At 57.9% G+C, this 23,684-nt stretch carries 21 protein-coding genes and 2 tRNA genes; 19 read left to right on the plus strand and 4 right to left on the minus strand.

Features of this window, described 5'->3' with window-relative positions:
* The first annotated feature begins 15 nt into the window (after nucleotides 1-15).
* A complete protein-coding gene (cgtA, locus tag QDT79_RS06365; protein WP_025305047.1) occupies nucleotides 16-1,188 on the plus strand; it encodes an Obg family GTPase CgtA in 1,173 nt (390 codons plus the stop codon).
* A 36-nt stretch (nucleotides 1,189-1,224) separates the two neighbouring features.
* On the opposite strand, the gene pmrB is transcribed toward cgtA, so the two are convergent.
* The 3 genes from pmrB to dacB are packed head-to-tail and all read right to left on the minus strand — an operon-like array spanning nucleotide 1,225 to nucleotide 4,387.
* A complete protein-coding gene (gene pmrB, locus QDT79_RS06370) occupies nucleotides 1,225-2,286 on the minus strand; it encodes a two-component system sensor histidine kinase PmrB (RefSeq protein ID WP_063991608.1) in 1,062 nt (353 codons plus the stop codon).
* The gene (gene pmrA / locus QDT79_RS06375) at nucleotides 2,283-2,945 is read right to left on the minus strand and encodes a two-component system response regulator PmrA (protein ID WP_019453348.1); all 663 of its coding nucleotides are present in this window, start codon (nucleotides 2,943-2,945) and stop codon (nucleotides 2,283-2,285) included. The genes pmrB and pmrA overlap by 4 nt, the downstream gene beginning before the upstream one ends.
* 8 nt (nucleotides 2,946-2,953) lie before the next feature.
* On the minus strand, nucleotides 2,954-4,387 hold the full coding sequence (gene dacB, locus QDT79_RS06380; RefSeq protein ID WP_025305050.1) for a serine-type D-Ala-D-Ala carboxypeptidase: 1,434 nt from the start codon (nucleotides 4,385-4,387) through the stop codon (nucleotides 2,954-2,956).
* A 256-nt stretch (nucleotides 4,388-4,643) separates the two neighbouring features.
* On the opposite strand from dacB, the gene greA reads away from it, so the two are divergent.
* Nucleotides 4,644-5,120 carry a transcription elongation factor GreA gene (gene greA / locus QDT79_RS06385; RefSeq protein ID WP_025305051.1) on the plus strand — a complete coding sequence of 159 codons (477 nt, stop codon included), beginning with the start codon at nucleotides 4,644-4,646 and terminating at the stop codon, nucleotides 5,118-5,120.
* A 112-nt stretch (nucleotides 5,121-5,232) separates the two neighbouring features.
* Here the strand turns inward: greA and yhbY are convergent, their stop codons facing one another.
* The gene (gene yhbY, locus QDT79_RS06390) at nucleotides 5,233-5,526 is read right to left on the minus strand and encodes a ribosome assembly RNA-binding protein YhbY (RefSeq protein ID WP_004933536.1); all 294 of its coding nucleotides are present in this window, start codon (nucleotides 5,524-5,526) and stop codon (nucleotides 5,233-5,235) included.
* A 143-nt stretch (nucleotides 5,527-5,669) separates the two neighbouring features.
* Here yhbY and rlmE point away from each other — a divergent pair, with 143 nt between their 5' ends.
* The 17 genes from rlmE (at nucleotide 5,670) to QDT79_RS06470 (ending at nucleotide 23,649) form a co-directional block, all read left to right on the plus strand.
* Nucleotides 5,670-6,299 carry a 23S rRNA (uridine(2552)-2'-O)-methyltransferase RlmE gene (gene rlmE, locus QDT79_RS06395; protein WP_004933533.1) on the plus strand — a complete coding sequence of 210 codons (630 nt, stop codon included), beginning with the start codon at nucleotides 5,670-5,672 and terminating at the stop codon, nucleotides 6,297-6,299.
* A gap of 56 nt (nucleotides 6,300-6,355) precedes the next feature.
* A complete protein-coding gene (gene ftsH, locus QDT79_RS06400; protein ID WP_004933529.1) occupies nucleotides 6,356-8,287 on the plus strand; it encodes an ATP-dependent zinc metalloprotease FtsH in 1,932 nt (643 codons plus the stop codon).
* Nucleotides 8,288-8,379: 92 nt separating this feature from the next.
* Nucleotides 8,380-9,216, plus strand: coding sequence for a dihydropteroate synthase (gene folP / locus QDT79_RS06405; RefSeq protein ID WP_063991607.1), 837 nt, complete (start codon nucleotides 8,380-8,382; stop codon nucleotides 9,214-9,216).
* A gap of 4 nt (nucleotides 9,217-9,220) precedes the next feature.
* On the plus strand, nucleotides 9,221-10,558 hold the full coding sequence (glmM, locus tag QDT79_RS06410; RefSeq protein ID WP_063991606.1) for a phosphoglucosamine mutase: 1,338 nt from the start codon (nucleotides 9,221-9,223) through the stop codon (nucleotides 10,556-10,558).
* A 220-nt stretch (nucleotides 10,559-10,778) separates the two neighbouring features.
* Complete coding sequence (secG, locus tag QDT79_RS06415) at nucleotides 10,779-11,114, plus strand: preprotein translocase subunit SecG (protein ID WP_004933519.1); 336 nt, start codon at nucleotides 10,779-10,781, stop codon at nucleotides 11,112-11,114.
* 70 nt (nucleotides 11,115-11,184) lie between these two features.
* Nucleotides 11,185-11,271, plus strand: a tRNA-Leu gene (locus tag QDT79_RS06420).
* A 60-nt stretch (nucleotides 11,272-11,331) separates the two neighbouring features.
* Nucleotides 11,332-11,408: transfer RNA gene (locus QDT79_RS06425), tRNA-Met, on the plus strand.
* Nucleotides 11,409-11,625: 217 nt separating this feature from the next.
* Nucleotides 11,626-12,078, plus strand: a complete 453-nt coding sequence (gene rimP / locus QDT79_RS06430; protein WP_004933515.1) for a ribosome maturation factor RimP — start codon at nucleotides 11,626-11,628, stop codon at nucleotides 12,076-12,078.
* A gap of 21 nt (nucleotides 12,079-12,099) precedes the next feature.
* Nucleotides 12,100-13,608, plus strand: a complete 1,509-nt coding sequence (nusA, locus tag QDT79_RS06435; protein WP_019453340.1) for a transcription termination factor NusA — start codon at nucleotides 12,100-12,102, stop codon at nucleotides 13,606-13,608.
* A 23-nt stretch (nucleotides 13,609-13,631) separates the two neighbouring features.
* Entirely contained in the window at nucleotides 13,632-16,319 is a 2,688-nt protein-coding gene (gene infB, locus QDT79_RS06440) for a translation initiation factor IF-2 (RefSeq protein WP_063991605.1), read from the plus strand.
* Nucleotides 16,320-16,389: 70 nt separating this feature from the next.
* The gene (rbfA, locus tag QDT79_RS06445; protein ID WP_004933508.1) at nucleotides 16,390-16,800 is read left to right on the plus strand and encodes a 30S ribosome-binding factor RbfA; all 411 of its coding nucleotides are present in this window, start codon (nucleotides 16,390-16,392) and stop codon (nucleotides 16,798-16,800) included.
* The gene (truB, locus tag QDT79_RS06450; protein ID WP_039567792.1) at nucleotides 16,800-17,744 is read left to right on the plus strand and encodes a tRNA pseudouridine(55) synthase TruB; all 945 of its coding nucleotides are present in this window, start codon (nucleotides 16,800-16,802) and stop codon (nucleotides 17,742-17,744) included. The genes rbfA and truB overlap by 1 nt, the downstream gene beginning before the upstream one ends.
* Nucleotides 17,745-17,868: 124 nt before the next feature.
* Nucleotides 17,869-18,138: a 30S ribosomal protein S15 gene (gene rpsO, locus QDT79_RS06455; protein ID WP_004933502.1), complete on the plus strand. Its 270-nt coding sequence runs from the start codon at nucleotides 17,869-17,871 to the stop codon at nucleotides 18,136-18,138.
* A gap of 256 nt (nucleotides 18,139-18,394) precedes the next feature.
* Nucleotides 18,395-20,512: a polyribonucleotide nucleotidyltransferase gene (gene pnp, locus QDT79_RS06460; protein ID WP_025305055.1), complete on the plus strand. Its 2,118-nt coding sequence runs from the start codon at nucleotides 18,395-18,397 to the stop codon at nucleotides 20,510-20,512.
* A gap of 128 nt (nucleotides 20,513-20,640) precedes the next feature.
* On the plus strand, nucleotides 20,641-21,525 hold the full coding sequence (gene nlpI / locus QDT79_RS06465; RefSeq protein ID WP_004933495.1) for a lipoprotein NlpI: 885 nt from the start codon (nucleotides 20,641-20,643) through the stop codon (nucleotides 21,523-21,525).
* Nucleotides 21,526-21,647: 122 nt separating this feature from the next.
* On the plus strand, nucleotides 21,648-21,722 hold the full coding sequence (gene yrbN, locus QDT79_RS25085; RefSeq protein WP_223182019.1) for a protein YrbN: 75 nt from the start codon (nucleotides 21,648-21,650) through the stop codon (nucleotides 21,720-21,722).
* A complete protein-coding gene (locus tag QDT79_RS06470; RefSeq protein ID WP_063991603.1) occupies nucleotides 21,712-23,649 on the plus strand; it encodes a DEAD/DEAH family ATP-dependent RNA helicase in 1,938 nt (645 codons plus the stop codon). The genes yrbN and QDT79_RS06470 overlap by 11 nt, the downstream gene beginning before the upstream one ends.
* The last annotated feature ends 35 nt before the right edge of the window (nucleotides 23,650-23,684 follow it).

Genomic DNA, 23,684 nt, shown 5'->3' on the forward strand with positions numbered 1-23,684 from the left:
TTACGGAGACGGTAAATGAAGTTTGTAGATGAAGCAGCGATTCTGGTCGTTGCAGGCGACGGCGGTAACGGATGCGTCAGCTTCCGCCGCGAAAAATATATCCCCAACGGTGGGCCTGATGGCGGCGACGGCGGCGACGGCGGCGACGTCTACCTGCTGGCGGACGAGAACCTCAACACCCTGATCGACTACCGTTTTGAGAAGTCTTTCCGCGCCGAGCGCGGCCAGAATGGCCAGAGCCGCGACTGTACCGGTAAACGCGGTAAAGACGTCATCATCAAGGTGCCGGTCGGCACGCGCGTGAAGGATCAGGGCACCGGCGAGATCCTCGGCGACATGACCCGCCATGAGCAGAAGCTGATGGTCGCCAAAGGCGGCTGGCACGGCCTGGGCAACACCCGTTTCAAATCTTCGGTCAACCGTGCACCGCGTCAGAAAACGCTGGGTACCGCCGGCGAAGCGCGCGACCTGTTGCTGGAGCTGTTGCTGCTGGCCGATGTAGGCATGCTGGGGCTGCCGAACGCCGGTAAATCGACCTTCATCCGCGCGGTGTCCGCCGCCAAGCCGAAGGTGGCCGATTATCCGTTTACCACGCTGGTGCCGAGCCTGGGCGTGGTGCGCATGGACCACGAGCAGAGCTTTGTGGTTGCCGACATTCCGGGGTTGATCGAGGGTGCCTCCGAAGGCGCGGGCCTGGGCATTCGCTTCCTGAAACACCTGGAGCGTTGCCGCGTGCTGCTGCACCTGGTGGATATCGCGCCGATCGACGAAACCGATCCGGTGGAAAACGCCAAAGTGATCATCAACGAGTTGAACCAATACAGCGAAAATCTGGCGCAGAAGCCGCGCTGGCTGGTGTTCAACAAAATTGATGTGATTGGTGAGGAAGAAGCCGCCGAACGCGCCAAAGCGATTGTGGAAGGCATGGGCTGGGAAGGGAAGTACTACATGATCTCCGCCGCCAACCGCGAAGGCGTCAATGCGCTGTGCTGGGACGTGATGAACTTCATCAACACTCAGCCGAAAGCGATGGCGATCGAAGAAAGCGCACCGGAAAAAGTCGAATTCATGTGGGATGACTACCACCGCGAGCAAATCGCGGAAGTGGAAGCCGAAGCGGAAGATGACTGGGATGACGACTGGGACGAAGACGACGACGAAGGCGTCGAAATCATTTACCAGAAGTGATTCGGTGATAAAGGGCTCAGCAACGCTGGGCCCTTGTTATTTAAGCGCCTTTTCCGGCAGCCAACACTGGGCGTTCAGGCCGCGCACATCGCGGCGGTTTTCCAGCGTCAAACGGCCCTGATGCAGTTGCGCGATGCGGATCACGATATTCAAGCCCAGTCCGCTGCCGCCGTAGCGTTGATCCATGCGGCGAAACGCCTGTGTCAGCTCCCCGACCATCTCCTCCTTGATACCTGGGCCATCGTCGATGACCTGCAGCAGATAGCCGTTGTCTTGCGGCGTTAACCGCACCTGTATCGCCCCGCCTTCCGGGCCGTAACGGTGGGCGTTTTCGACCAGGTTGCGCAGCAGCAGCCGCAGCAGCACCGGATCGCCGTTCACCGCGGCGACGGCCGGCAATTGCCAATCCAGCGTCTGCCCGCGTTGGGCGGTCATTTCGTCGAGCTCTTCACGCAGCGGTTGAATCACATCGGCTACCCAATCGAAATGCTGATAATGGCCGCTGGCGAAGTCTTGCCCGGCGCGCGACAGCATCAGCAACTGCTCGACGGTGTGCATCAGCTGATCGATGCGGGCGATCAGCGCCTGGCTGCCCTTGACGCCCTGCTTTTCCATCAGTTCCAGATGCAGGCGGATGCCGGCCAGCGGCGTGCGCAGCTCATGGGCGGCGTCGGCGGTGAACAGGCGTTCCTGTTGAATGGTGTTATCCAGCCGTGAAAACAGCTGATTGAGTGCATTGGTGACCGCCACCATTTCCTGGCTGTCGCTGGTGATTGGCAGCGGCGTCAGGTTATCGGCAGAGCGCTTTTCCAGCCGCTGCTGCAATTGGTTGAGCGGGCGGATGATCCAACTGATGGCCCAAAACGACGCCAGCAGCGTGACGACCATCATGATCAGCGAAGGCGCCAGCAGCGACGCGATGGCCTCGGCGATCTCGGTATCGACGCGTTCGGTACGCACTTTGGCGGACAGGGTTTCGTCCACCAGGAAGCTGATCTGCTCCTGGCTTTCGTGCCACAGCCAAAAGGCGCTGATGAGTTGCGTGACCAGCAGGATCAGCGCCAGCATCAGCAGCAGGCGGCGGCGCATGCTGATCATGACGAGGGTTCCAGGCGGTAGCCGATGCCGCGCACGGTGCGGATGCGATCCTTGCCCAGTTTGCGGCGCAGGTTGTGGATGTGCACTTCCAGCGTGTTGGAACCCAAGTCGTCCTGCCAGGTGTAGAGGTCCTGTTGCAGGAGTTCGCGGTTGACCGTTTGGCCGGCACGCATGATAAGACGCGCCAGAATGGCGAACTCTTTCGGCGTGACCTCCACCGGCTGCTGCTGCAGATAGACCTGCTGGCTGGAGAGGTTCAACTGCAGGTCATCCACCTGCATCAGATTGTCGCTGTGGCCCTGGTAGCGCCGCAGGAGGGCGCGCACGCGCGCCTGCAATTCGACCAGCGCGAAGGGTTTGACCAGGTAGTCATCGGCGCCGGCATCCAGCCCGTCGACGCGGTCTTCCAGCGCATCGCGGGCGGTCAGGATCAGCACCGGCAGATCGATCTGCTGGCGGCGCCACTGACGCAGCAGCGCGGCGCCGTCCATGTCCGGCAGGCCGAGATCCAGGATCACCATGCTGTATTGGCTGGTGATGAGCAGGCTGTTGGCCTCCGCCGCCGTGGCGGCGCAGTCGCAGACGTAGCCTTCGCCGGTCAGCGCCAGCGCCAGCCCCTGTTGCAGCAGTTCATCATCCTCAACGACCAGCAGCTTCATGGCGATCCTCAGTTGTTTTGGTAAATATCCCGATACAGGCGGCTTTCGAAGCGTACCAGCGGTGCGCGGCGCTGTTTCTGATCTTCCGGCGGTACGGCGTAACCGGAAAGATACTGCACGAACGCCATGCGCTGGCCGCTGGCGGTGGTGATGAAGCCCGCCAGGTTGTACACGCCCTGCAGCGCGCCGGTTTTGGCCGACACTTTGCCGTCGACGCCGGCTTCGTGCAGGCCGCCGCGGTAGCGCAAGGTGCCGTCATAGCCGGACAGCGGCAGCATCGAGATGAAGTTCAGCTCGTTGTCGTGCTGCGCGATGTACTGTAACGCTTGCATCATGGTCGCCGGCGCCAGCAGGTTGTGGCGCGACAGGCCGGAACCGTCGGCGATGATGGTATTGCCCAGATCGATGCCGGCCTTCTGGCGCAGCACCTGCCGCACCGCATCGGAACCCGCTCGCCAGGTGCCCGGTACGCCGAAGCGTTCGTGGCCGATGGTGCGGAAGACGGTATCGGCGATCATGTTGTCCGATTTCTTCAGCATAATCTTCAACAGATCGTGCAGTGGCGCCGACTGGGTTTGCGCGATCACCGTGCCGGTGATGCCAGGGCGCGTCTGGCGTTTCAAATGCCCGTCGATCTGGATACCGGCCTGCGTCAGTTCGTCTTTCAAGATGGCGCCCGCATAGCTGGCGCCGTCCTGGATGGCGAAGGCCAGCGGCAGCGGTTCGCTGCGCTGCGTCAGGCAGCCGGTCAGGGTAAAGCGGTTCAGCTCGCCCGGCACCACGTCCAGCTCGCAGTACTGCGCGTCTGCAGAGCCGCGCGCCAGGGTGCGCACCTGGCTAAACATATTGACGGGATAATAGGAGGCGACGCGGATAAACGCCATGTCGCCCGGATTCGGCGCGCTGTAGAGCGAGACCGAGAAACAGTTGCGATCGACGATGGCGGCGGCCGGCGGTGCGCTGAAGCACTGCGTTAGATCGTTCCACGGCCAGCCGGGCGCCTTGTCATGGCTGGCGAAGACCGAGGTGTCGACCAGCACGTCGCCGCTGATTTGGCGCACGCCCTGTTTCTTCAGGACGGCCACCATATTGCGCAGGCTCTGGCGTTTGAAGGTCGGATCGCCGCTGAAGCGGGCGATCAGGTTGCCGCGCAGCACGCCGTCGCGGATATCGCCCTGGCTCTCCAGCGTGGTGGTGAAACGGTAATCGGGCCCGAGTTGCAGCAATGCCGCCAGCGCCGTCAGCACTTTTTGGGTACTGGCCGGCAGCGCCATCTGCTGAGAGTGATAATCGATCGTCGGCGCGCCGGCACCGATTTTCTGAACGACCAGGGCAAGGTTGGCCCCATCAGGCAGATATTGTGTGTACTCTTCAACCGGGGCCGCATTCGCATTCAGAACAAATGCGCAAGCCAATGCACTGACAATTCGTGAAAAACGCATAATCTCGGGATAACAGCTGGATAACGTGCCGTCATACTACGGTGCAATCAGGGAAAAAGTAAACGATGACCCTCAAGGAACTCTAGGCTAAAATGCGTATCAAAATGCAAAACCAATCTTGGCTTGGGCCTCGTTCCGAGTCAGGTTTCTTTTGTTTGTCGCCTGGAGGCGGGTGGCGGTATGCCAACCGTGTTTTCATACGAATACGTCAGGATGACGGTTATTTGAACAGGAAAGATTTAGAGGTATTTATACGATGAACCAAATTCCGATGACCTTGTTTGGCGCTGAAAAACTGCGCGAAGAGCTCGAATATCTGAAAAGCGTGCGCCGCCCGAAAATCATTGCGGATATCGCTGACGCCCGTGAGCACGGCGATTTGAAAGAGAATGCCGAGTACCACGCCGCCCGCGAACAGCAGGGTTTCTGCGAAGGCCGCATTCAGGAAATCGAAGCCAAGCTGTCCAATGCTCAGGTGATCGATATCACCAAGATGCCGAACACCGGCCGAGTGATCTTCGGAGCCACCGTATCGGTGATGAATCTGGACAGTGAAGAAGAAGTGACTTACCGCATCGTTGGTGACGATGAGGCCGATTTCAAGAAAAATCTGATTTCGGTAAACTCACCGATGGCGCGCGGCCTGATCGGCAAAGAGCAAGACGACGTAGTGGTGATCAAAACCCCCGGCGGCGACGTTGAGTATGAGATCCTGAAGGTCGAGTATCTCTGATCGAGGCCGTTGGTCACTAATGCGCCAACGTTTTGTAAAGATAGGAAAAAGGCCGCGAGCGGCCTTTTATCTTGGTCAGGCGCATGGCACCTTTTCGTTAACCTGATGGTTATTAACGCGGTAGACTGATCTTGCGCTCTTTCGACGGGCGGTAAAGAATAAGCGTACTGCCGATAACTTGCACATTGCAGGCACCCGTTTCACGCACGATAGCATCGGCGATCAGGGTTTTGGTTTCGCGATCTTCAGCGGCGATTTTTACCTTGATCAGCTCATGATGCTCCAGAGCCTGTTCAATTTCAGCCAGCACCCCTTCGGTAAGACCGTTATTGCCCAGCATCACCACCGGTTTTAACGGATGCGCCAGGCCTTTCAGGTGCTGTTTTTGTTTATTATTCAGATTCATTGTCTTTTTTGCTTAAGTTGGGATTGAAAACGGTACATTCTACCGCCATCTCATGTATATCACCAAATCGGTCTTCACCGGTGTGAGTCTACGTGAGCAGCGACCCTGACATAAGACTCTTTTTATGATAGTTGGAAAACGAGATGGCTAATAAAAAGCGTTCGGCTAGCTCCAGTCGCTGGTTACAAGAACACTTTAGCGATAAATATGTACAGCAGGCGCAGAAAAAGGGACTGCGTTCCCGTGCCTGGTTTAAACTTGATGAAATACAGCAGAGCGACAAACTGTTCAAACCGGGCATGACCGTGGTTGATCTCGGTGCCGCGCCGGGTGGCTGGTCGCAGTATGTGGTCACCCAAATCGGCGGTACCGGGCGTATCATCGCCTGTGATATTTTGCCAATGGATCCTATCGTTGGCGTCGATTTCCTTCAGGGCGATTTTCGTGATGAACTGGTGCTGAAGGCGCTGTTGGAACGAGTAGGCGAGAGTAAGGTTCAGGTGGTCATGTCCGATATGGCCCCGAATATGAGTGGCACCCCGGCGGTCGATATTCCAAGGTCGATGTATCTGGTGGAGTTGGCGCTGGATATGTGTCGTGATGTCCTCGCACCAGGTGGAAGTTTCCTGGTGAAGGTGTTCCAGGGAGATGGCTTTGACGAGTACCTACGGGAAATTCGCTCCCTGTTTACGAAGGTTAAGATTCGTAAGCCAGACGCTTCCCGCGCTCGTTCGCGCGAAGTGTACATTGTAGCGACAGGGCGCAAACTGTAGTACCCTAACGCTGTTTGTTAACACAGTTGTAAGATGAGGTTAATCCCTTGAGTGACATGGCGAAAAACCTAATTCTCTGGTTAGTCATCGCGGTAGTGTTGATGTCTGTATTCCAGAGCTTTGGGCCCAGCGAGTCGAATGGCCGTAGGGTGGATTACTCTACCTTCATGTCCGAACTGACCCAAGATCAGGTTCGCGAAGCGCGAATCAACGGACGTGAAATTAACGTTACCAAGAAAGACAGTAACAAATACACGACCTACATCCCTGTCAACGATCCTAAGTTGCTGGATACGTTGTTAACGAAGAATGTGAAAGTTGTCGGCGAGCCGCCTGAAGAGCCGAGCCTGCTGGCTTCTATCTTTATCTCTTGGTTCCCGATGCTGTTGCTGATCGGGGTCTGGATCTTCTTTATGCGGCAAATGCAGGGCGGCGGCGGCAAGGGCGCGATGTCCTTCGGCAAGAGCAAGGCCCGCATGCTGACGGAAGACCAGATCAAGACCACTTTCGCCGATGTCGCCGGTTGTGACGAAGCGAAAGAAGAGGTGAGCGAACTGGTGGAATACCTGCGCGAGCCGAGCCGTTTCCAGAAATTGGGCGGCAAGATCCCGAAAGGCGTGTTGATGGTTGGCCCGCCGGGGACCGGTAAAACGCTGTTGGCGAAAGCGATCGCCGGCGAAGCGAAGGTACCGTTCTTCACCATTTCCGGTTCCGACTTCGTCGAAATGTTCGTCGGCGTGGGTGCATCCCGCGTGCGCGACATGTTCGAACAAGCGAAGAAAGCCGCGCCGTGCATCATCTTCATCGATGAAATCGACGCCGTCGGCCGCCAGCGTGGCGCCGGCCTGGGTGGCGGTCACGATGAGCGCGAGCAGACTCTGAACCAGATGCTGGTTGAGATGGACGGTTTCGAAGGCAACGAGGGCATCATCGTCATCGCGGCTACCAACCGTCCGGACGTGCTTGACCCGGCGCTGCTGCGCCCGGGCCGTTTCGACCGTCAGGTCGTGGTCGGGCTGCCGGATGTGCGTGGCCGTGAGCAGATCCTGAAGGTGCACATGCGCCGCGTGCCGTTAGCCGCAGACATCGACGCCTCCGTCATTGCGCGCGGTACGCCGGGCTTCTCCGGTGCTGACCTGGCTAACCTGGTCAACGAAGCGGCGCTGTTCGCCGCCCGTGGCAATAAGCGCGTGGTGTCGATGGTGGAGTTCGAGAAAGCCAAAGACAAGATCATGATGGGTGCGGAACGCCGCTCCATGGTGATGACCGAAGCGCAGAAAGAGTCGACCGCGTATCACGAAGCGGGCCACGCCATCATTGGCCGCCTGGTTCCCGAACACGATCCGGTACACAAGGTGACGATCATTCCTCGTGGCCGTGCGCTCGGCGTGACCTTCTTCCTGCCGGAAGGGGATGCGATCAGCGCCAGCCGTCAGAAGCTGGAGAGCCAAATCTCCACCCTGTACGGCGGCCGTCTGGCGGAAGAGATCATCTACGGGCCGGAAAAAGTCTCTACCGGTGCGTCGAACGACATCAAAGTGGCGACCTCCATCGCCCGCAACATGGTGACCCAGTGGGGCTTCTCCGAGAAGCTGGGTCCGCTGCTGTATGCGGAAGAAGAGGGCGAAGTGTTCCTGGGCCGTTCCGTGGCCAAGGCGAAGCACATGTCGGATGAAACCGCGCGTATTATCGACCAGGAAGTGAAGTCGCTGATCGAGCGTAACTACACGCGTGCTCGCTCGCTGTTGATGGAAAACATGGACATCCTGCACTCGATGAAGGATGCGCTGATGAAGTATGAAACCATCGATGCGCCGCAGATCGACGATCTGATGAACCGCAAAGACGTGCGTCCGCCGGCGGGCTGGGACGATGCGAACAAAGGCAACAGCTCTGACAACGGTGGCACCCCGAAAGCCCCGACGCCGGTAGATGAGCCTCGCACCCCAACGCCGGGCAACACCATGTCCGAACAGCTCGACAAGTAACAGCGGCTGTGTAATAACATCAAACCCCGGCATGCCGGGGTTTTTTTTTGCCCGGCGGGCAGTGAACCAGGCAACAGTAAGGTGGACCAACCATGCAGTTAACCGTGCGCGACATGACGCTCAATCTCTCCCATCCGCAGGTGATGGGTATCCTCAACGTGACGCCGGATTCGTTTTCCGACGGCGGCCGCCACAACACCCTGAACCAGGCACTGGTGCATGCGCATGCGCTGATTTCGGCCGGCGCCACGATGATCGATATCGGCGGTGAATCGACAAGACCGGGGGCGGCGGAAGTGAGCGAAGAGGAGGAACTTGAGCGGGTCGTGCCGGTGGTGGAAGCGCTGGCGCAGCGTTTTGAAGTCTTTATCTCTGTCGATACCTCGAAAGCGGGCGTGATCCGCGAATCGGCGCACGCCGGCGCACATCTGATCAACGACATTCGTTCGCTGCAGGAGCCGGGTGCCCTGGCGGCGGCGGTGGAAAGCGAGCTGCCGGTCTGTCTGATGCATATGCAAGGGCAGCCGCGCACCATGCAACAGGCGCCGCACTACGATGACCTGATTGCCGACGTTCAGGCGTTTTTCGAGCACCATATCCGGCGCTGTAACGAGGCGGGGATAACAAATCAGAAATTGCTGCTCGACCCAGGCTTCGGTTTCGGTAAAAATTTGGCGCACAACTATCAGCTTCTGGCACGGTTGTCGGAGTTTCATCGTTTCGGTTTGCCGCTGTTGGTCGGCATGTCGCGCAAATCGATGGTAGGACAACTGCTGAACGTACCACCGGATCAACGGGTTATCGGCAGCGTGGCCTGCGCGGTAATCGCGGCGATGCAGGGCGCGCAGATTGTCAGAGTGCATGACGTTAAAGAAACCGTCGAGGCGATGCGTGTCGTCGAGGCAACACTTTCAGCTAAGGGACAGTAGAGACATGAGCGAGCGCAAATATTTTGGCACCGACGGCATCCGTGGCAAGGTCGGGGACAGCCCCATCACGCCGGACTTCGTGCTGAAGCTGGGCTGGGCGGCCGGTAAAGTGCTGGCGCGTCACGGTTCCCGCAAGATCATCATCGGTAAGGATACGCGCATCTCCGGCTATATGCTGGAGTCCGCTCTGGAAGCCGGCCTGGCGGCTGCAGGGTTGTCCGCCTCTTTCACCGGGCCGATGCCAACCCCGGCGGTGGCTTATCTGACGCGCACTTTCCGCGCTGAAGCGGGCATCGTCATCTCCGCTTCGCATAACCCGTTTTATGACAACGGCATCAAGTTCTTCTCGATCGACGGGGCCAAGCTGCCGGACAACGTCGAAGAAGCTATCGAAGCCGAGATGGAAAAGCCGCTGACCTGCGTGGAGTCCGCCGAGCTGGGTAAAGCCAGCCGCATCATCGACGCCGCCGGCCGCTACATCGAATTCTGCAAAGGCACCTTCCCGAGCGAGCTGAGCCTGAAGGGGCTGAAAATTGTGGTCGACTGCGCCAACGGAGCGACTTACCACATCGCACCGAGCGTGCTGCGCGAGCTGGGCGCCACGGTGATCGCCATCGGCGTTGAGCCGGACGGCATGAATATCAACGAAAAATGCGGCGCTACCGACGTGCGTCAGCTGCAGGAGCGCGTGCTGCAGGAAAAAGCGCACGTGGGCCTGGCGTTTGACGGCGACGGCGACCGCGTGATGATGGTGGATCACCTGGGCAACAAGGTGGACGGCGATCAGATCCTGTACATCATTGCCCGCGAAGGCCTGCGTCAGGGCCAGCTGCGCGGTGGTGCAGTCGGCACTCTGATGAGCAATATGGGGCTGGAGCTGGCGCTGAAACAGCTGGGCATTCCGTTCGCTCGCGCCAAAGTGGGCGACCGCTATGTGTTGGAGAAGCTGCAGGAGCTGGGCTGGCGCATCGGTGCGGAAAACTCCGGTCATGTGATCCTGCTGGACAAAACCACCACCGGCGACGGCATCGTGGCCGGGCTGCAGGTGCTGACCGCCATGGTGCGCAACCACATGAGCCTGCATGACCTGTGCAGCGGCATGAAGCTGCTGCCGCAGATTCTGGTCAACGTGCGCTTCGCCGGCGATCACAATCCGCTGGAGTCTGAAGCGGTGCGTAAAGTCACCGAGCAGGTGGAAGCCGAACTGGCCGGCCGCGGCCGGGTGCTGCTGCGCAAATCGGGTACCGAACCGCTGATCCGCGTAATGGTGGAAGGCGAGGACGAGCAGCAGGTGACCACGCTGGCGCATCGCATCGCCGACGCGGTGAAATCCGCCGGTTAAAACAGTCAGTTAGCCGCCGGGCTCGGTAAAGCTGAGCCCGGAGAGGCGATTGTTGGCGTTTTTTTCCGCAAACGCGCCGGCGGCTGCAAATTGCCCTTGCGCGGGTTGGCGGCTTTGGTTAGTATTCACACCCGCTTCAGTAGGCAGTTTATAAAAACGCCTGCTTGATGAGTGTGAAGCATTTGGCATGCGGTGAGGCCGCAAGGATACGGGTACTACTATGTACGAAGCTCTTCTGGTAATTTTCCTGCTGATTTCAATCGGGCTGGTTGCTCTGATTATGTTGCAGCAAGGTAAAGGCGCTGACATGGGAGCCTCTTTCGGAGCAGGTGCATCAGGCACATTGTTCGGTTCGAGTGGTTCCGGTAACTTTATGACCCGCATGACTGCTGTGCTGGCGACGCTGTTCTTCGTCATCAGCCTGATTCTGGGCAACCTCAGCAGCAACCAAAGCAAGAAAGGCAGCGAGTGGGAAAACCTGGGTCAGCCAGTGAAAACTGAGCAGACAACCGCGCCGGCAGCACCTGCCAAGCCGAGCAGCGACATCCCGCAGTAAGCCGCAAAAAAGTTTGTAAACGGTGGTTGTGAACTCGAAAAAACAACGGCCGTTAGCAGTAAGAATCAGTACCGAGGTGGTGGAATTGGTAGACACGCTACCTTGAGGTGGTAGTGCCCTAACGGGCTTGTGGGTTCGAGTCCCATCCTCGGTACCAAATCCCAGAGATAACTTGCAATTTTGCGATTATCGGCGTAGTATTTGCCACGTTTTCGGACGCGGGGTGGAGCAGCCTGGTAGCTCGTCGGGCTCATAACCCGAAGGTCGTCGGTTCAAATCCGGCCCCCGCAACCACTTTCCTTTAAGTGTTTATTTTCAAATACACTTTTCGATTGAAACCCGCTTTTCTCGATCAACATTTGAAAATGACACTTGCTCGAAAGTTGTACCGAGGCCGCCTAGCGGCAAACAGGGTCCAGTTGCATAAAGCCCCGATTTTTCGGGGTTTTTTGTTATTTGGCAACAGAATCACTGGGCTATTTAGCCCTTTTTTTATGTCTTGGGGGTGGGCTTGTCCACATTAGAGCAACAGTTAACAGAGATGCTTTCGGCACCGGTAGAAGCGTTGGGCTTTGAGCTTGTAGGCATCGAATTCATTCGTGCGCGCCAATCGACGCTCCGCATCTATATTGATAGTGATAACGGCATCAATGTTGATGATTGCGCTGATGTCAGCCACCAGGTCAGCGCTGTATTGGACGTCGAAGATCCAATCACGGTCGCTTACAACTTGGAAGTCTCCTCTCCTGGCCTTGATCGCCCGATGTTCACCGCAGAACACTATACGCGTTACCTCGGTGAAGAAGTCAGCCTGGTCCTGCGCATGGCGGTACAGAACCGTCGCAAGTGGCAGGGTATTATCAAGTCTGTCGAAGGCGAGATGATCACGGTTACTGTGGAAGGGAAAGATGAAGTGTTCGCGCTGAGCAACATCCAGAAAGCGAACCTGGTACCCCACTTTTAAAGTTTGGAAGAGGCAACTAGGATGAACAAAGAGATTCTGGCTGTTGTTGAAGCAGTTTCCAATGAAAAATCCCTTCCGCGCGAGAAGATTTTCGAAGCGCTGGAAACTGCATTAGCCACCGCAACCAAGAAAAAATACGAGCAGGAAATCGACGTGCGCGTCAGCATTGACCGCAGAACCGGCGATTTCGACACCTTCCGCCGTTGGGTCGCCGTAGACGAGGTGACTCAGCCAACGCGTGAAATCACGCTGGAAGCCGCTCAGTTTGAAGATCCGAGCATCGAGCTCGGCGGCTACGTCGAAGATCAGATCGAATCCGTGACCTTTGACCGTATCACCACCCAAACCGCCAAGCAGGTTATCGTGCAGAAAGTGCGTGAAGCCGAGCGTGCGATGGTGGTCGACGCTTTCCGTGAGCACGAAGGTGAGATCGTCACCGGCGTGGTGAAGAAAGTGAACCGTGACAGCATCGCGCTGGATCTGGGCAACAACGCTGAAGCGGTGATTGGCCGTGAAGACATGCTGCCGCGCGAAAACTTCCGTCCGGGCGACCGCATTCGCGGCGTACTGTACGCCGTGCGTCCTGAAGCTCGCGGTGCGCAGCTGTTCGTCAGCCGTTCCAGCTCGGAAATGCTGAAAGAGCTGTTCCGCATCGAAGTGCCGGAAATCGGCGAAGAAGTGATCGAAATTAAAGCGGCAGCCCGCGATCCAGGCTCCCGCGCGAAAATTGCAGTGAAAACCAACGACAAGCGCATCGACCCGGTCGGCGCCTGCGTAGGTATGCGCGGTGCGCGCGTTCAGGCCGTGTCGAGCGAGCTCGGCGGCGAACGCATCGACATCATCCTGTGGGATGATAACCCAGCGCAATTCGTCATCAACGCCATGGCGCCGGCCGACGTCGCGTCGATCGTGGTAGATGAAGATAACTGCACCATGGATATCGCCGTTGAAGCCAGCAACCTGGCACAGGCGATCGGCCGTAACGGCCAAAACGTGCGTTTGGCTTCCCAGCTGCTGAAACAACACCGCGGCGACGATCGTTGGGAACTGAACGTGATGACGGCGGACGACCTGCAGGCCAAGCACCAGGCCGAGGCTCATGCCGCTATTGATACCTTCACCAAGTATCTTGATATCGACGAAGATTTCGCCACCGTACTGGTTGAAGAAGGCTTCTCCACGCTGGAAGAACTGGCCTACGTGCCGATCAAAGAGCTGTTGGAAATCGACGGTCTGGATGAAGATACGGTTGAAGCATTGCGCGAACGCGCCAAAGCTGCATTGACCACGCTGGCCCTGGCACAAGAAGAAAGCCTGGGCGACAACAAACCGGCCGACGATTTGCTCAACCTGCCGGGTCTTGAGCGCAGCATGGCCTTTAAACTGGCCGCGCGTGGGGTTTGTACGCTGGAAGATCTTGCCGAGCAGGGTGTTGACGATCTGGCTGATATTGAAGGGCTTAGCGACGAGCAAGCCGGTGAGCTGATCATGGCTGCACGCAATATCTGTTGGTTTGGCGACAACGCGTAATAACTGTAGCAGGAAGGAACAGCATGACGACAGATGTAACCGTAAAATCGCTGGCAGCAGAGATTCAGACTCCGGTTGATCGCCTGGTACAGCAGTTTGCTGATGCAGGGATCAACAAGTCCGAGTCGGACTCTGTTACCCAGCAAGAAAAAGAAACATTGCTGGCGCACCTGAACCGTGAACACGGCAGCGCGCCGGGTAAACTCACTTTGCAGCGCAAAACGCGCAGCACCTTGAATATCCCGAGCACCGGCGGTAAAAGTAAATCGGTGCAAATTGAGGTCCGCAAGAAACGCACTTATGTAAATCGCGATACGCAGGAAGCCCAGTTGGCTGAAGCGGCAGAGCAGGCACAGCGTGAAGCGGAAGAGCAGGCACGGCGCGAAGCGGAAGAGCTCGTAAAACGCGAAGCGGAAGCGAAGCGCGCAGCCGAAGAGCAAGCCAAACGTGAGGCCGCGGAGATTGCTAAGCGTAATTCAGCGGAAAAAGAAAAAGTGACCAATCAACATACCGACGAAATGACCAAGCCAGCTCAGGCGGAAAAAGCACGCCGTGAAGCCGAAGCCGCGGAACTGAAACGCAAAGCGGAAGAGGAAGTGCGCCGCAAGGTTGAAGAGGAAGCCAAGCGCGTGGCGGAAGAAGCCCGCCGCATGGCCGAAGAGAACGGCGAGAAGTGGGCCCAGGCAGACGCGGCAAGCGCCGCGGTTGAAAGCGCCGACTATCACGTGACCACCTCTCAGCACGCCCGTGCCGCTGAAGACGAAAACGACGCCAAAGTTGAAGGCGATCGTCGCAGCCGCACCCGCGGCGGCAAAGCCACCAAGCAGAAGAAAGGCAACAAGCTGTCCGAATCCAAAGCGGATCGTGAAGAGGCGCGTGCCGTTACCCGTGGCGGTAAAGGCAAACGCAAGCCTAGCGCTCTGCAGCAGGGCTTCAACAAGCCGGCGCAGGTGGTTAACCGTGACGTGGTGATCGGCGAAACCATCACCGTGGCCGAGCTGGCCAACAAGATGGCGGTAAAAGGTTCTCAGGTCATCAAAGTGATGATGAAGCTGGGCGCCATGGCCACCATCAACCAGGTTATCGACCAGGAAACCGCACAGCTGGTTGCCGAAGAGATGGGGCACAAAGTTATCCTGCGCCGTGAAAACGAGCTGGAAGAAGCGCTGATGAGCGACCGTGATACGGGCGCTGCGGCCGAGCCGCGCGCGCCGGTCGTGACCATCATGGGCCACGTTGACCACGGTAAAACCTCTCTGCTGGACTACATCCGCTCCACCAAAGTGGCGGCGGGCGAAGCCGGCGGCATTACCCAGCACATCGGTGCCTACCACGTAGAAACCGAGAACGGCATGATCACCTTCCTGGATACTCCGGGCCACGCCGCGTTTACCTCGATGCGTGCTCGCGGTGCTCAGGCGACTGACATCGTGGTTCTGGTGGTGGCGGCCGACGACGGCGTGATGCCACAGACCATCGAAGCTATCCAGCACGCGAAAGCGGCGCAGGTGCCGTTGGTGGTTGCGGTGAACAAAATCGACAAGCCGGAAGCCGATCCGGACCGCGTTAAGCAGGAACTGTCTCAGTACGGCGTTATGCCGGAAGAGTGGGGCGGCGAAGCGCAGTTCGTCCACGTGTCCGCGAAAGCCGGTACCGGTATCGACGAGCTGCTGCAGGCTATCCTGCTGCAGGCCGAAGTTCTGGAACTGAAAGCAGTTCGCAGCGGCATGGCGAGCGGCGTGGTGATCGAGTCCTTCCTGGATAAAGGCCGTGGCCCTGTGGCTACCGTGCTGGTTCAGGAAGGTACGCTGAACAAGGGCGATATCGTTCTGTGCGGCTTCGAATACGGCCGTGTGCGTGCGATGCGCGACGAATTGGGCCGTGACGTGACCTCCGCCGGTCCGTCTATCCCTGTGGAAATCCTGGGTCTGTCCAGCGTGCCTGCAGCGGGTGACGAAGCGACCGTGGTGCGTGATGAGAAGAAAGCGCGTGAAGTGGCGCTGTACCGTCAGGGCAAATTCCGCGAAGTCAAACTGGCGCGTCAGCAGAAGTCCAAGCTGGAAAACATGTTCGCCAACATGACCGACGGCGAAGTGTCCGAGCTGAACATCGTACTGAAGTCCGACGTACAGGGTTCTTGCGAAGCGATCAGCGACTCGCTGCTGAAACTCTCCACCGACGAAGTGAAGGTGAAGATTGTCGGCTCCGGCGTAGGTGGTATCACCGAAACCGACGCGACGCTGGCTGCGGCATCCAACGCCATCATCCTGGGCTTCAACGTGCGTGCCGACGCTTCTGCGCGCCGCGTAATCGAAGCGGAAAGCCTGGATCTGCGTTACTACTCCGTGATCTATAACCTGATCGACGAAGTGAAGCAGGCGATGAGCGGTATGCTGGCGCCGGAATACAAGCAGCAGATCATCGGCCTGGCCGAAGTGCGCGACGTGTTCAAATCGCCTAAGTTCGGTGCTATCGCCGGCTGTATGGTTACCGAAGGGACCATCAAGCGTCACAACCCAATCCGTGTACTGCGCGACAACGTGGTTATCTATGAAGGCGAGCTGGAATCCCTGCGCCGCTTCAAGGATGACGTTAACGAAGTCCGTAACGGCATGGAATGTGGTATCGGCGTTAAGAACTATAACGACGTGCGCGTCGGCGACATGATCGAAGTGTTCGAAATCATTGAGATCCAACGCACCATCGCTTAACGATTGCACATCTGCTTATATCTGTTTACGGGGGGCCTTTGTGCCCCCCGATTTGTCTGGAGAATCCAAAATGGCAAAAGAATTCAGCCGCGGTCAACGCGTGGCGCAAGAGATGCAGAAAGAGATTGCGATCATTCTGCAGCGTGAAGTGAAAGATCCGCGCGTCGGCATGGCGACCGTTTCCGGCGTGGAAGTGTCCCGTGACCTGGCGTATGCCAAGGTTTACGTCACCTTCCTGAACGTGCTGACCGAGAACCACGATCCGGATCTGGTCACCAACGGCATTAAAGCGTTGCAGGACGCTTCCGGTTACATCCGCACCCTGCTGGGCAAAGCGATGCGCCTGCGCGTGGTGCCGGAGTTGACCTTCGCCTACGACAACTCCCTGGTGGAAGGCATGCGCATGTCCAACCTGGTGACCAACGTGGTGAAGAACGACGCCGAGCGCCGTTCCGCCTCAGGCGATGACAAGGAGGATTAATGAGTCGCCCTCGTCGCCGCGGCCGTGATATCCACGGCGTGCTGTTGCTGGACAAGCCACAGGGCTTGTCGTCCAACGATGCGCTGCAAAAAGTAAAACGCCTGTACAACGCCAACCGGGCGGGCCATACCGGCGCGCTCGATCCGTTGGCGACCGGCATGCTGCCTATCTGCCTGGGCGAAGCAACCAAGTTTTCGCAATACCTGCTCGATTCCGACAAGCGTTATCGGGTGATCGCCAAGCTGGGGCAGCGTACCGATACCTCCGACGCCGACGGCCAGATCGTGCAGGAGCGCCCGGTGAATTTCACTCAGGCGCAGCTCGATGCGGCGCTGGACACCTTCCGCGGTGATATCCAGCAGGTGCCGTCGATGTATTCGGCGCTGAAATACCAGGGCAAGAAACTCTACGAGTATGCGCGCCAGGGCATTGAAGTGCCGCGCGAAGCGCGCAGCATCACGGTGTACGAGCTGCAGTTTATCCGCTGGGAAGGGGATGAGCTGGAGCTGGAGATCCACTGCTCGAAAGGCACCTACATCCGCACCATCACCGACGATCTCGGCGAGCTGCTGGGCTGCGGCGCGCACGTGATCTATCTGCGCCGCCTGCAGGTGGCGACTTACCCGATCGCGCGCATGGTGACGCTGGAACAGCTGAACGCCTTGCTGGCGCAGGCGCAGGAACAGGCGATCGCGCCCGGCGAGCTGCTCGATCCGCTGCTGATGCCGATGGACAGCCCGGTTGAGAACTATCCGGAAGTGAATTTGCTGCCGGTGGTAGCGGGCTACGTCAAGCAGGGGCAACCGGTGCAAGTGGCCGGCGCGCCGGCTTCCGGCCTGGTGCGCATCACCGAGGGTGAAGAGCGAAAATTCATCGGCGTTGGCGACATCGCCGAGGATGGTCGCGTGGCGCCGCGCCGCCTGGTGGTCGAGCATTTCGACTGACGGCGGGGCACTGCGTCGCCTTGCGATCGCACTGCGCTAAGAGTAGAATGGCGCAGCTTATGCATTGGGTTGCTGAATTAGAGATCGGCGCCTGTTTTTATTATCTATAATCTGGAGTATTACAATGTCTCTAAGTGTTGAAGCTAAAGCTCAAATCGTAGCTGATTTCGGTCGTGGTACTAACGACAGCGGTTCTACCGAAGTTCAGGTTGCCCTGCTGACTGCGCAGATCAACCATCTGCAAGGCCACTTCTCCGAGCACAAAAAAGATCACCACAGCCGTCGTGGTCTGCTGCGTATGGTTTCTCAGCGTCGTAAGCTGCTGGACTACCTGAAGCGTAAAGATGTAGCACGTTACACCAGCCTGATCGAGCGTCTGGGTCTGCGTCGCTAATCTAGCAAGTTTCAGTGGAAAGGGGCCTATTTTGGCCCCTTTCTTCTAGGAAGCATAAGCAAATCAGGTTAATGTATTACTGATGTTTCCAAACAGGTTCTTCCGTTACAGAGGTTCGCGCGGCTAATGAGAGGCTTTATCTCCCGCCTGAGATAAGGATTGTCATTAGTCGCGAGGATGTAGTGAGAAGGCAAATCGAGTCACAGGCGTGTCGAGTCGTCAATGCGATTGCGCGCCGCTAATCAAGGATATAATTTTGCTGACACCGATCATTCGCAAATTCCAGTATGGCCAGCATACCGTCACCATCGAAACCGGTATGATGGCTCGTCAGGCCACCGCCGCCGTTATGGTGAGCATGGATGACACCGCCGTATTCGTTACCGTCGTTGGCCAGAAAAAAGCCAAACCGGGCCAGAGCTTCTTCCCGCTGACCGTTAACTACCAAGAGCGTACTTACGCCGCCGGCCGTATCCCAGGCAGCTTCTTCCGTCGCGAAGGCCGTCCGAGCGAAGGCGAGACGCTGACTTCCCGTCTGATTGACCGTCCGATCCGCCCACTGTTCCCGGACAGCTTCCTGAACGAAGTTCAGGTGATCGCGACCGTGGTTTCCGTTAACCCGCAGGTGAACCCGGACATCGTTGCGATGATCGGCGCCTCTGCCGCCCTGAGCCTGTCCGGCATTCCGTTCAACGGCCCGATCGGCGCAGCGCGCGTAGGTTACATCAACGATCAGTACGTGCTGAACCCGACGACTGACGAGCTGAAAGAAAGCCGTCTGGACCTGGTGGTTGCCGGTACTGCCGGCGCGGTGCTGATGGTTGAATCCGAAGCGGAAGTGCTGAGCGAAGATCAGATGCTGGGCGCCGTGGTGTTCGGCCACGACCAGCAGCAAGTGGTTATTGAAAACATCAACTCCCTGGTTGCCGAAGCCGGTAAGCCGAAGTGGGATTGGCAGGCCCCAGCGGTCAACGAAGCGCTGCACGCGCGCGTGGCTGAACTGGCTGAAGCTCGCCTGGGCGACGCTTACCACATCACCGAAAAACAAGAGCGTTACGCTCAGGTTGACGCGATCAAAGACAGCGTTGTTGAAACCCTGCTGGCGCAGGACGAAACGCTGGACGCCGGCGAAATCCAGGATATCCTGGGCAACGTCGAGAAGAACGTGGTGCGTAGCCGCGTACTGCGTGGCGAGCCGCGTATCGACGGCCGTGAAAAAGACATGATCCGTGGCCTGGACGTGCGCACCGGCGTACTGCCGCGCACCCACGGTTCCGCGCTGTTCACCCGTGGTGAAACTCAGGCGCTGGTTACCGCGACCCTGGGCACCGCGCGCGACGCGCAGAACCTGGACGAGCTGATGGGCGAGAAGACCGACAGCTTCCTGTTCCACTACAACTTCCCTCCGTACTCCGTAGGCGAAACCGGCATGGTCGGTTCTCCTAAGCGTCGTGAAATCGGTCACGGTCGCCTGGCGAAACGCGGCGTATTGGCTATGATGCCTAAACCGGAAGATTTCCCGTACACAGTTCGCGTAGTGTCTGAAATCACCGAATCCAACGGTTCTTCTTCCATGGCTTCCGTGTGCGGCGCGTCTCTGGCGCTGATGGACGCCGGTGTGCCAATCAAGGCTGCCGTTGCGGGTATCGCGATGGGCCTGGTGAAAGAAGCCGATAACTTTGTGGTTCTGTCAGACATTCTGGGTGACGAAGATCACCTGGGTGACATGGACTTTAAAGTGGCCGGTAGCCGCGACGGTATCACCGCGCTGCAGATGGACATTAAAATCGAAGGCATCACCCGCGAAATCATGCAGGTGGCTCTGAACCAGGCCAAGGGCGCGCGTCTGCACATCCTGGGCGTGATGGAACAGGCTATCAGCTCCCCGCGCGGCGATATCTCCGAATTCGCACCGCGTATTCATACTATCCGCATCAACCCGGATAAAATCAAAGACGTGATCGGTAAGGGCGGTTCCGTTATCCGCGCGCTGACCGAAGAGACTGGCACTACCATCGAAATCGAAGATGATGGTACAGTTAAAATCGCTGCGACCGACGGTGAGAAGGCGAAATTCGCTATCCGTCGTATCGAAGAGATCACGGCAGAGATCGAAGTGGGCCGTATCTACCAGGGTAAAGTGACCCGTATCGTTGATTTCGGCGCATTCGTCGCCATCGGCGGTGGTAAAGAAGGTCTGGTACACATTTCTCAGATCGCCGACAAGCGCGTCGAGAAAGTGACCGACTATCTGCAGATGGGTCAGGAAGTGCCGGTTAAGGTACTGGAAGTTGACCGTCAGGGCCGCGTGCGTCTGAGCATCAAAGAAGCGATGGCGCCAGAAGCGGGTTCACCTGCGCCTGAAGCAGAATAACTGTATAGATAGTTTTACAGCTCCCCGCCACGGGGTTGGGAGCTGTTCGTATCGCGCGGGTAGGATGCCCGCGTATTAGCAAACGGAGGACAGGACGTTCATCCAATGTTTGTCTTCGGGAGTGGGAAATGAAGCCTTTCTTGCGCTGGTGTTACGTTGCGACAGCACTCATGCTGGCAGGATGCAGCAACCATGATTGGCGTAAAGACGAAGTTTTGGCAATCCCGTTGCAGCCTACGTTGCAGCAGGAAGTGATCCTGGCGCGCATGGAACAAATTCTTGCCAGTCGGGCACTGACGGACGACGAACGCGCACAGCTTTTATATGAGCGCGGTGTGCTGTATGATAGCCTCGGGTTACGTGCATTAGCGCGCAATGATTTCTCGCAGGCGCTGGCGATACGTCCCGACATGCCGGAAGTTTTCAACTACCTGGGCATTTACTTAACGCAGGCAGGCAATTTTGATGCTGCCTATGAAGCGTTTGATTCTGTACTAGAGCTTGATCCAACTTACAATTACGCGCGTTTAAACCGGGGCATCGCACTGTATTATGGCGGCCGCTTCCCGTTGGCGCAGGATGATCTGCAGGCGTTTTATCAAGACGACCCAAACGATCCCTTCCGTTCGTTATGGCTGTATCTGGTGGAGCGAGAAATCGATCCCAAGAAGGCCGAGGTAGCGCTTCAGCAGCGCTATGACAAAGCGGACAGAGGGCAATGGGGATGGAATATTGTCGAATTCTACCTGGGCAAGATCAGCGAAAAAACGCTGATGGAACGCCTCAAGGCAGATGCAACGGATAACACTTCGCTCGCTGAGCATCTCAGTGAAACTGACTTCTATTTGGGTAAACACTACCTGAGTCTGGGGGACAAGGACACCGCTTCGGCGCTGTTCAAACTGACGGTGTCTAACAACGTTCATAACTTCGTTGAGCACCGCTATGCATTGTTGGAATTGGCGCTTTTGGGCCAAGAGCAAGACGACCTATCGGAATCGGACCAGCAATAGCTGACGAACACCAATCAGCCTGATGAACATTGGTTTTTAACCAAAGTTATCGCCTTAACGGGCGAGGGCTTTTTTGTTCGTTTTATAATCTAATTTGAGCCGGTTCACACTTTTCAATGAAAATGACTGAAAATTTTCTCGACGAGTTATGTAGACTGGCTGCCATTATTAATGAGGCACGTGTACATGACGACTGAGTTTGAAACCTCTTTTGCTGATCTGGGGCTGTCTGCTCCAATCATTTCCGCCCTGAACGATCTGGGCTATGAAAAACCATCTCCGATCCAGGCTGAGTGTATTCCTCACCTGTTGAACGGCCGCGACGTGCTGGGCATGGCACAGACCGGTAGTGGTAAAACTGCAGCGTTCTCGCTGCCGCTGCTGCACAACCTGCAGGCAGACCTGAAAGCACCTCAGATCCTGGTGCTGGCACCGACCCGCGAACTGGCGGTTCAGGTTGCCGAAGCGATGACCGATTTCTCCAAACACATGAACGGCGTCAACGTGGTAGCCCTTTACGGCGGCCAGCGTTACGACGTGCAGCTGCGCGCTCTGCGTCAGGGCCCGCAAATCGTTGTGGGTACCCCAGGCCGTCTGCTGGACCACCTGAAGCGCGGCACCCTGAACCTCTCTAACCTGAGCGGTCTGGTGCTGGATGAAGCCGACGAAATGCTGCGCATGGGCTTTATCGAAGACGTAGAAACCATCATGGCTGAGATCCCGGCTGAACATCAGACCGCGCTGTTCTCCGCCACCATGCCGGAAGCGATCCGTCGCATCACCCGCCGCTTCATGAAAGAGCCGCAGGAAGTGCGCATCCAGTCCAGCGTGACCACCCGTCCGGACATCAGCCAGAGCTACTGGTCGGTGTATGGCATGCGTAAAAACGAAGCGCTGGTGCGTTTCCTGGAAGCTGAAGACTTTGACGCGGCGATCATCTTCGTCCGTACCAAGAACGCGACCCTGGAAGTGGCCGAAGCGCTGGAGCGCAGTGGTTACAGCAGCGCCGCGCTGAACGGCGACATGAACCAGGCGCTGCGTGAGCAGACCCTGGAGCGCCTGAAAGACGGTCGTCTGGATATCCTGATCGCGACCGACGTTGCGGCCCGTGGCCTGGACGTTGAGCGCATCAGCCTGGTTGTTAACTACGACATCCCGATGGACTCCGAGTCTTACGTTCACCGTATCGGCCGTACCGGTCGTGCGGGCCGCGCCGGCCGCGCGCTGCTGTTCGTGGAAAACCGCGAACGCCGCCTGCTGCGCAACATCGAACGCACCATGAAGCTGACCATCCCGGAAGTGGAACTGCCGAACGCAGAACTGCTGGGCGAGCGTCGTCTGGCCAAGTTCGCCGCGAAAGTTCAGCAGCAGCTGGAAAGCAGCGATCTGGATCTGTACCGCGCACTGCTGACCAAACTGCAGCCGGAAGAAGAGCTGGATATGGAAACCCTGGCCGCCGCGCTGCTGAAAATGGCACAGGGCGAACGTCCGCTGATCCTGCCGCCGGATCCGGTCTTCAAACCGCGCCAGCGCCGCGAGTTCAACGACCGTGACGATCGTCGCGGTGATCGTGGCGACCGTCGCGACAGCCGCGATAGCCGTGACGGCGACCGTCCGCGTCGCGAACGTCGTGACGTTGGCGAAATGCAGCTGTACCGCATCGAAGTGGGCCGTGACGATGGCGTAGAAGTCCGTCACATCGTTGGCGCGATCGCTAACGAAGGCGACATCAGCAGCCGTTACATCGGTAACATCAAGCTGTTCGCTTCCCACTCCACCATCGAGCTGCCAAAAGGCATGCCGGGCGAGATCCTGAATCACTTCACTCGCACTCGCATCCTGAACAAGCCGATGAACATGCAGCTGCTGGGCGATGCACAGCCGTTCGAACGTCGCGAGCGTCGTGACGGTGGCAACGGTGGCGAGCGTCGCGGCAACGGTAACGGTCGTCCGTTCAACGGCGAACGTCGCGAAGGCGGCCCACGTCGTTCCTTCGGCGAACGTCGTGAAGGCGGTAACGGCGGCGAGCGTCGTGGCGGTAACTTCAACCGTGACGGCAAGCCGGCACCACGCCGTGATGACGCAGCACCTGCTGCACCTCGTCGTCGTTTCGGCGACGCGTAATTGCCGACGCATCGTTCGCGATGAATGAAGCGCTC

It is taken from the genome of Serratia marcescens, assembly GCF_029846115.1.
GTDB classification, from domain to species: domain Bacteria; phylum Pseudomonadota; class Gammaproteobacteria; order Enterobacterales; family Enterobacteriaceae; genus Serratia; species Serratia marcescens_L.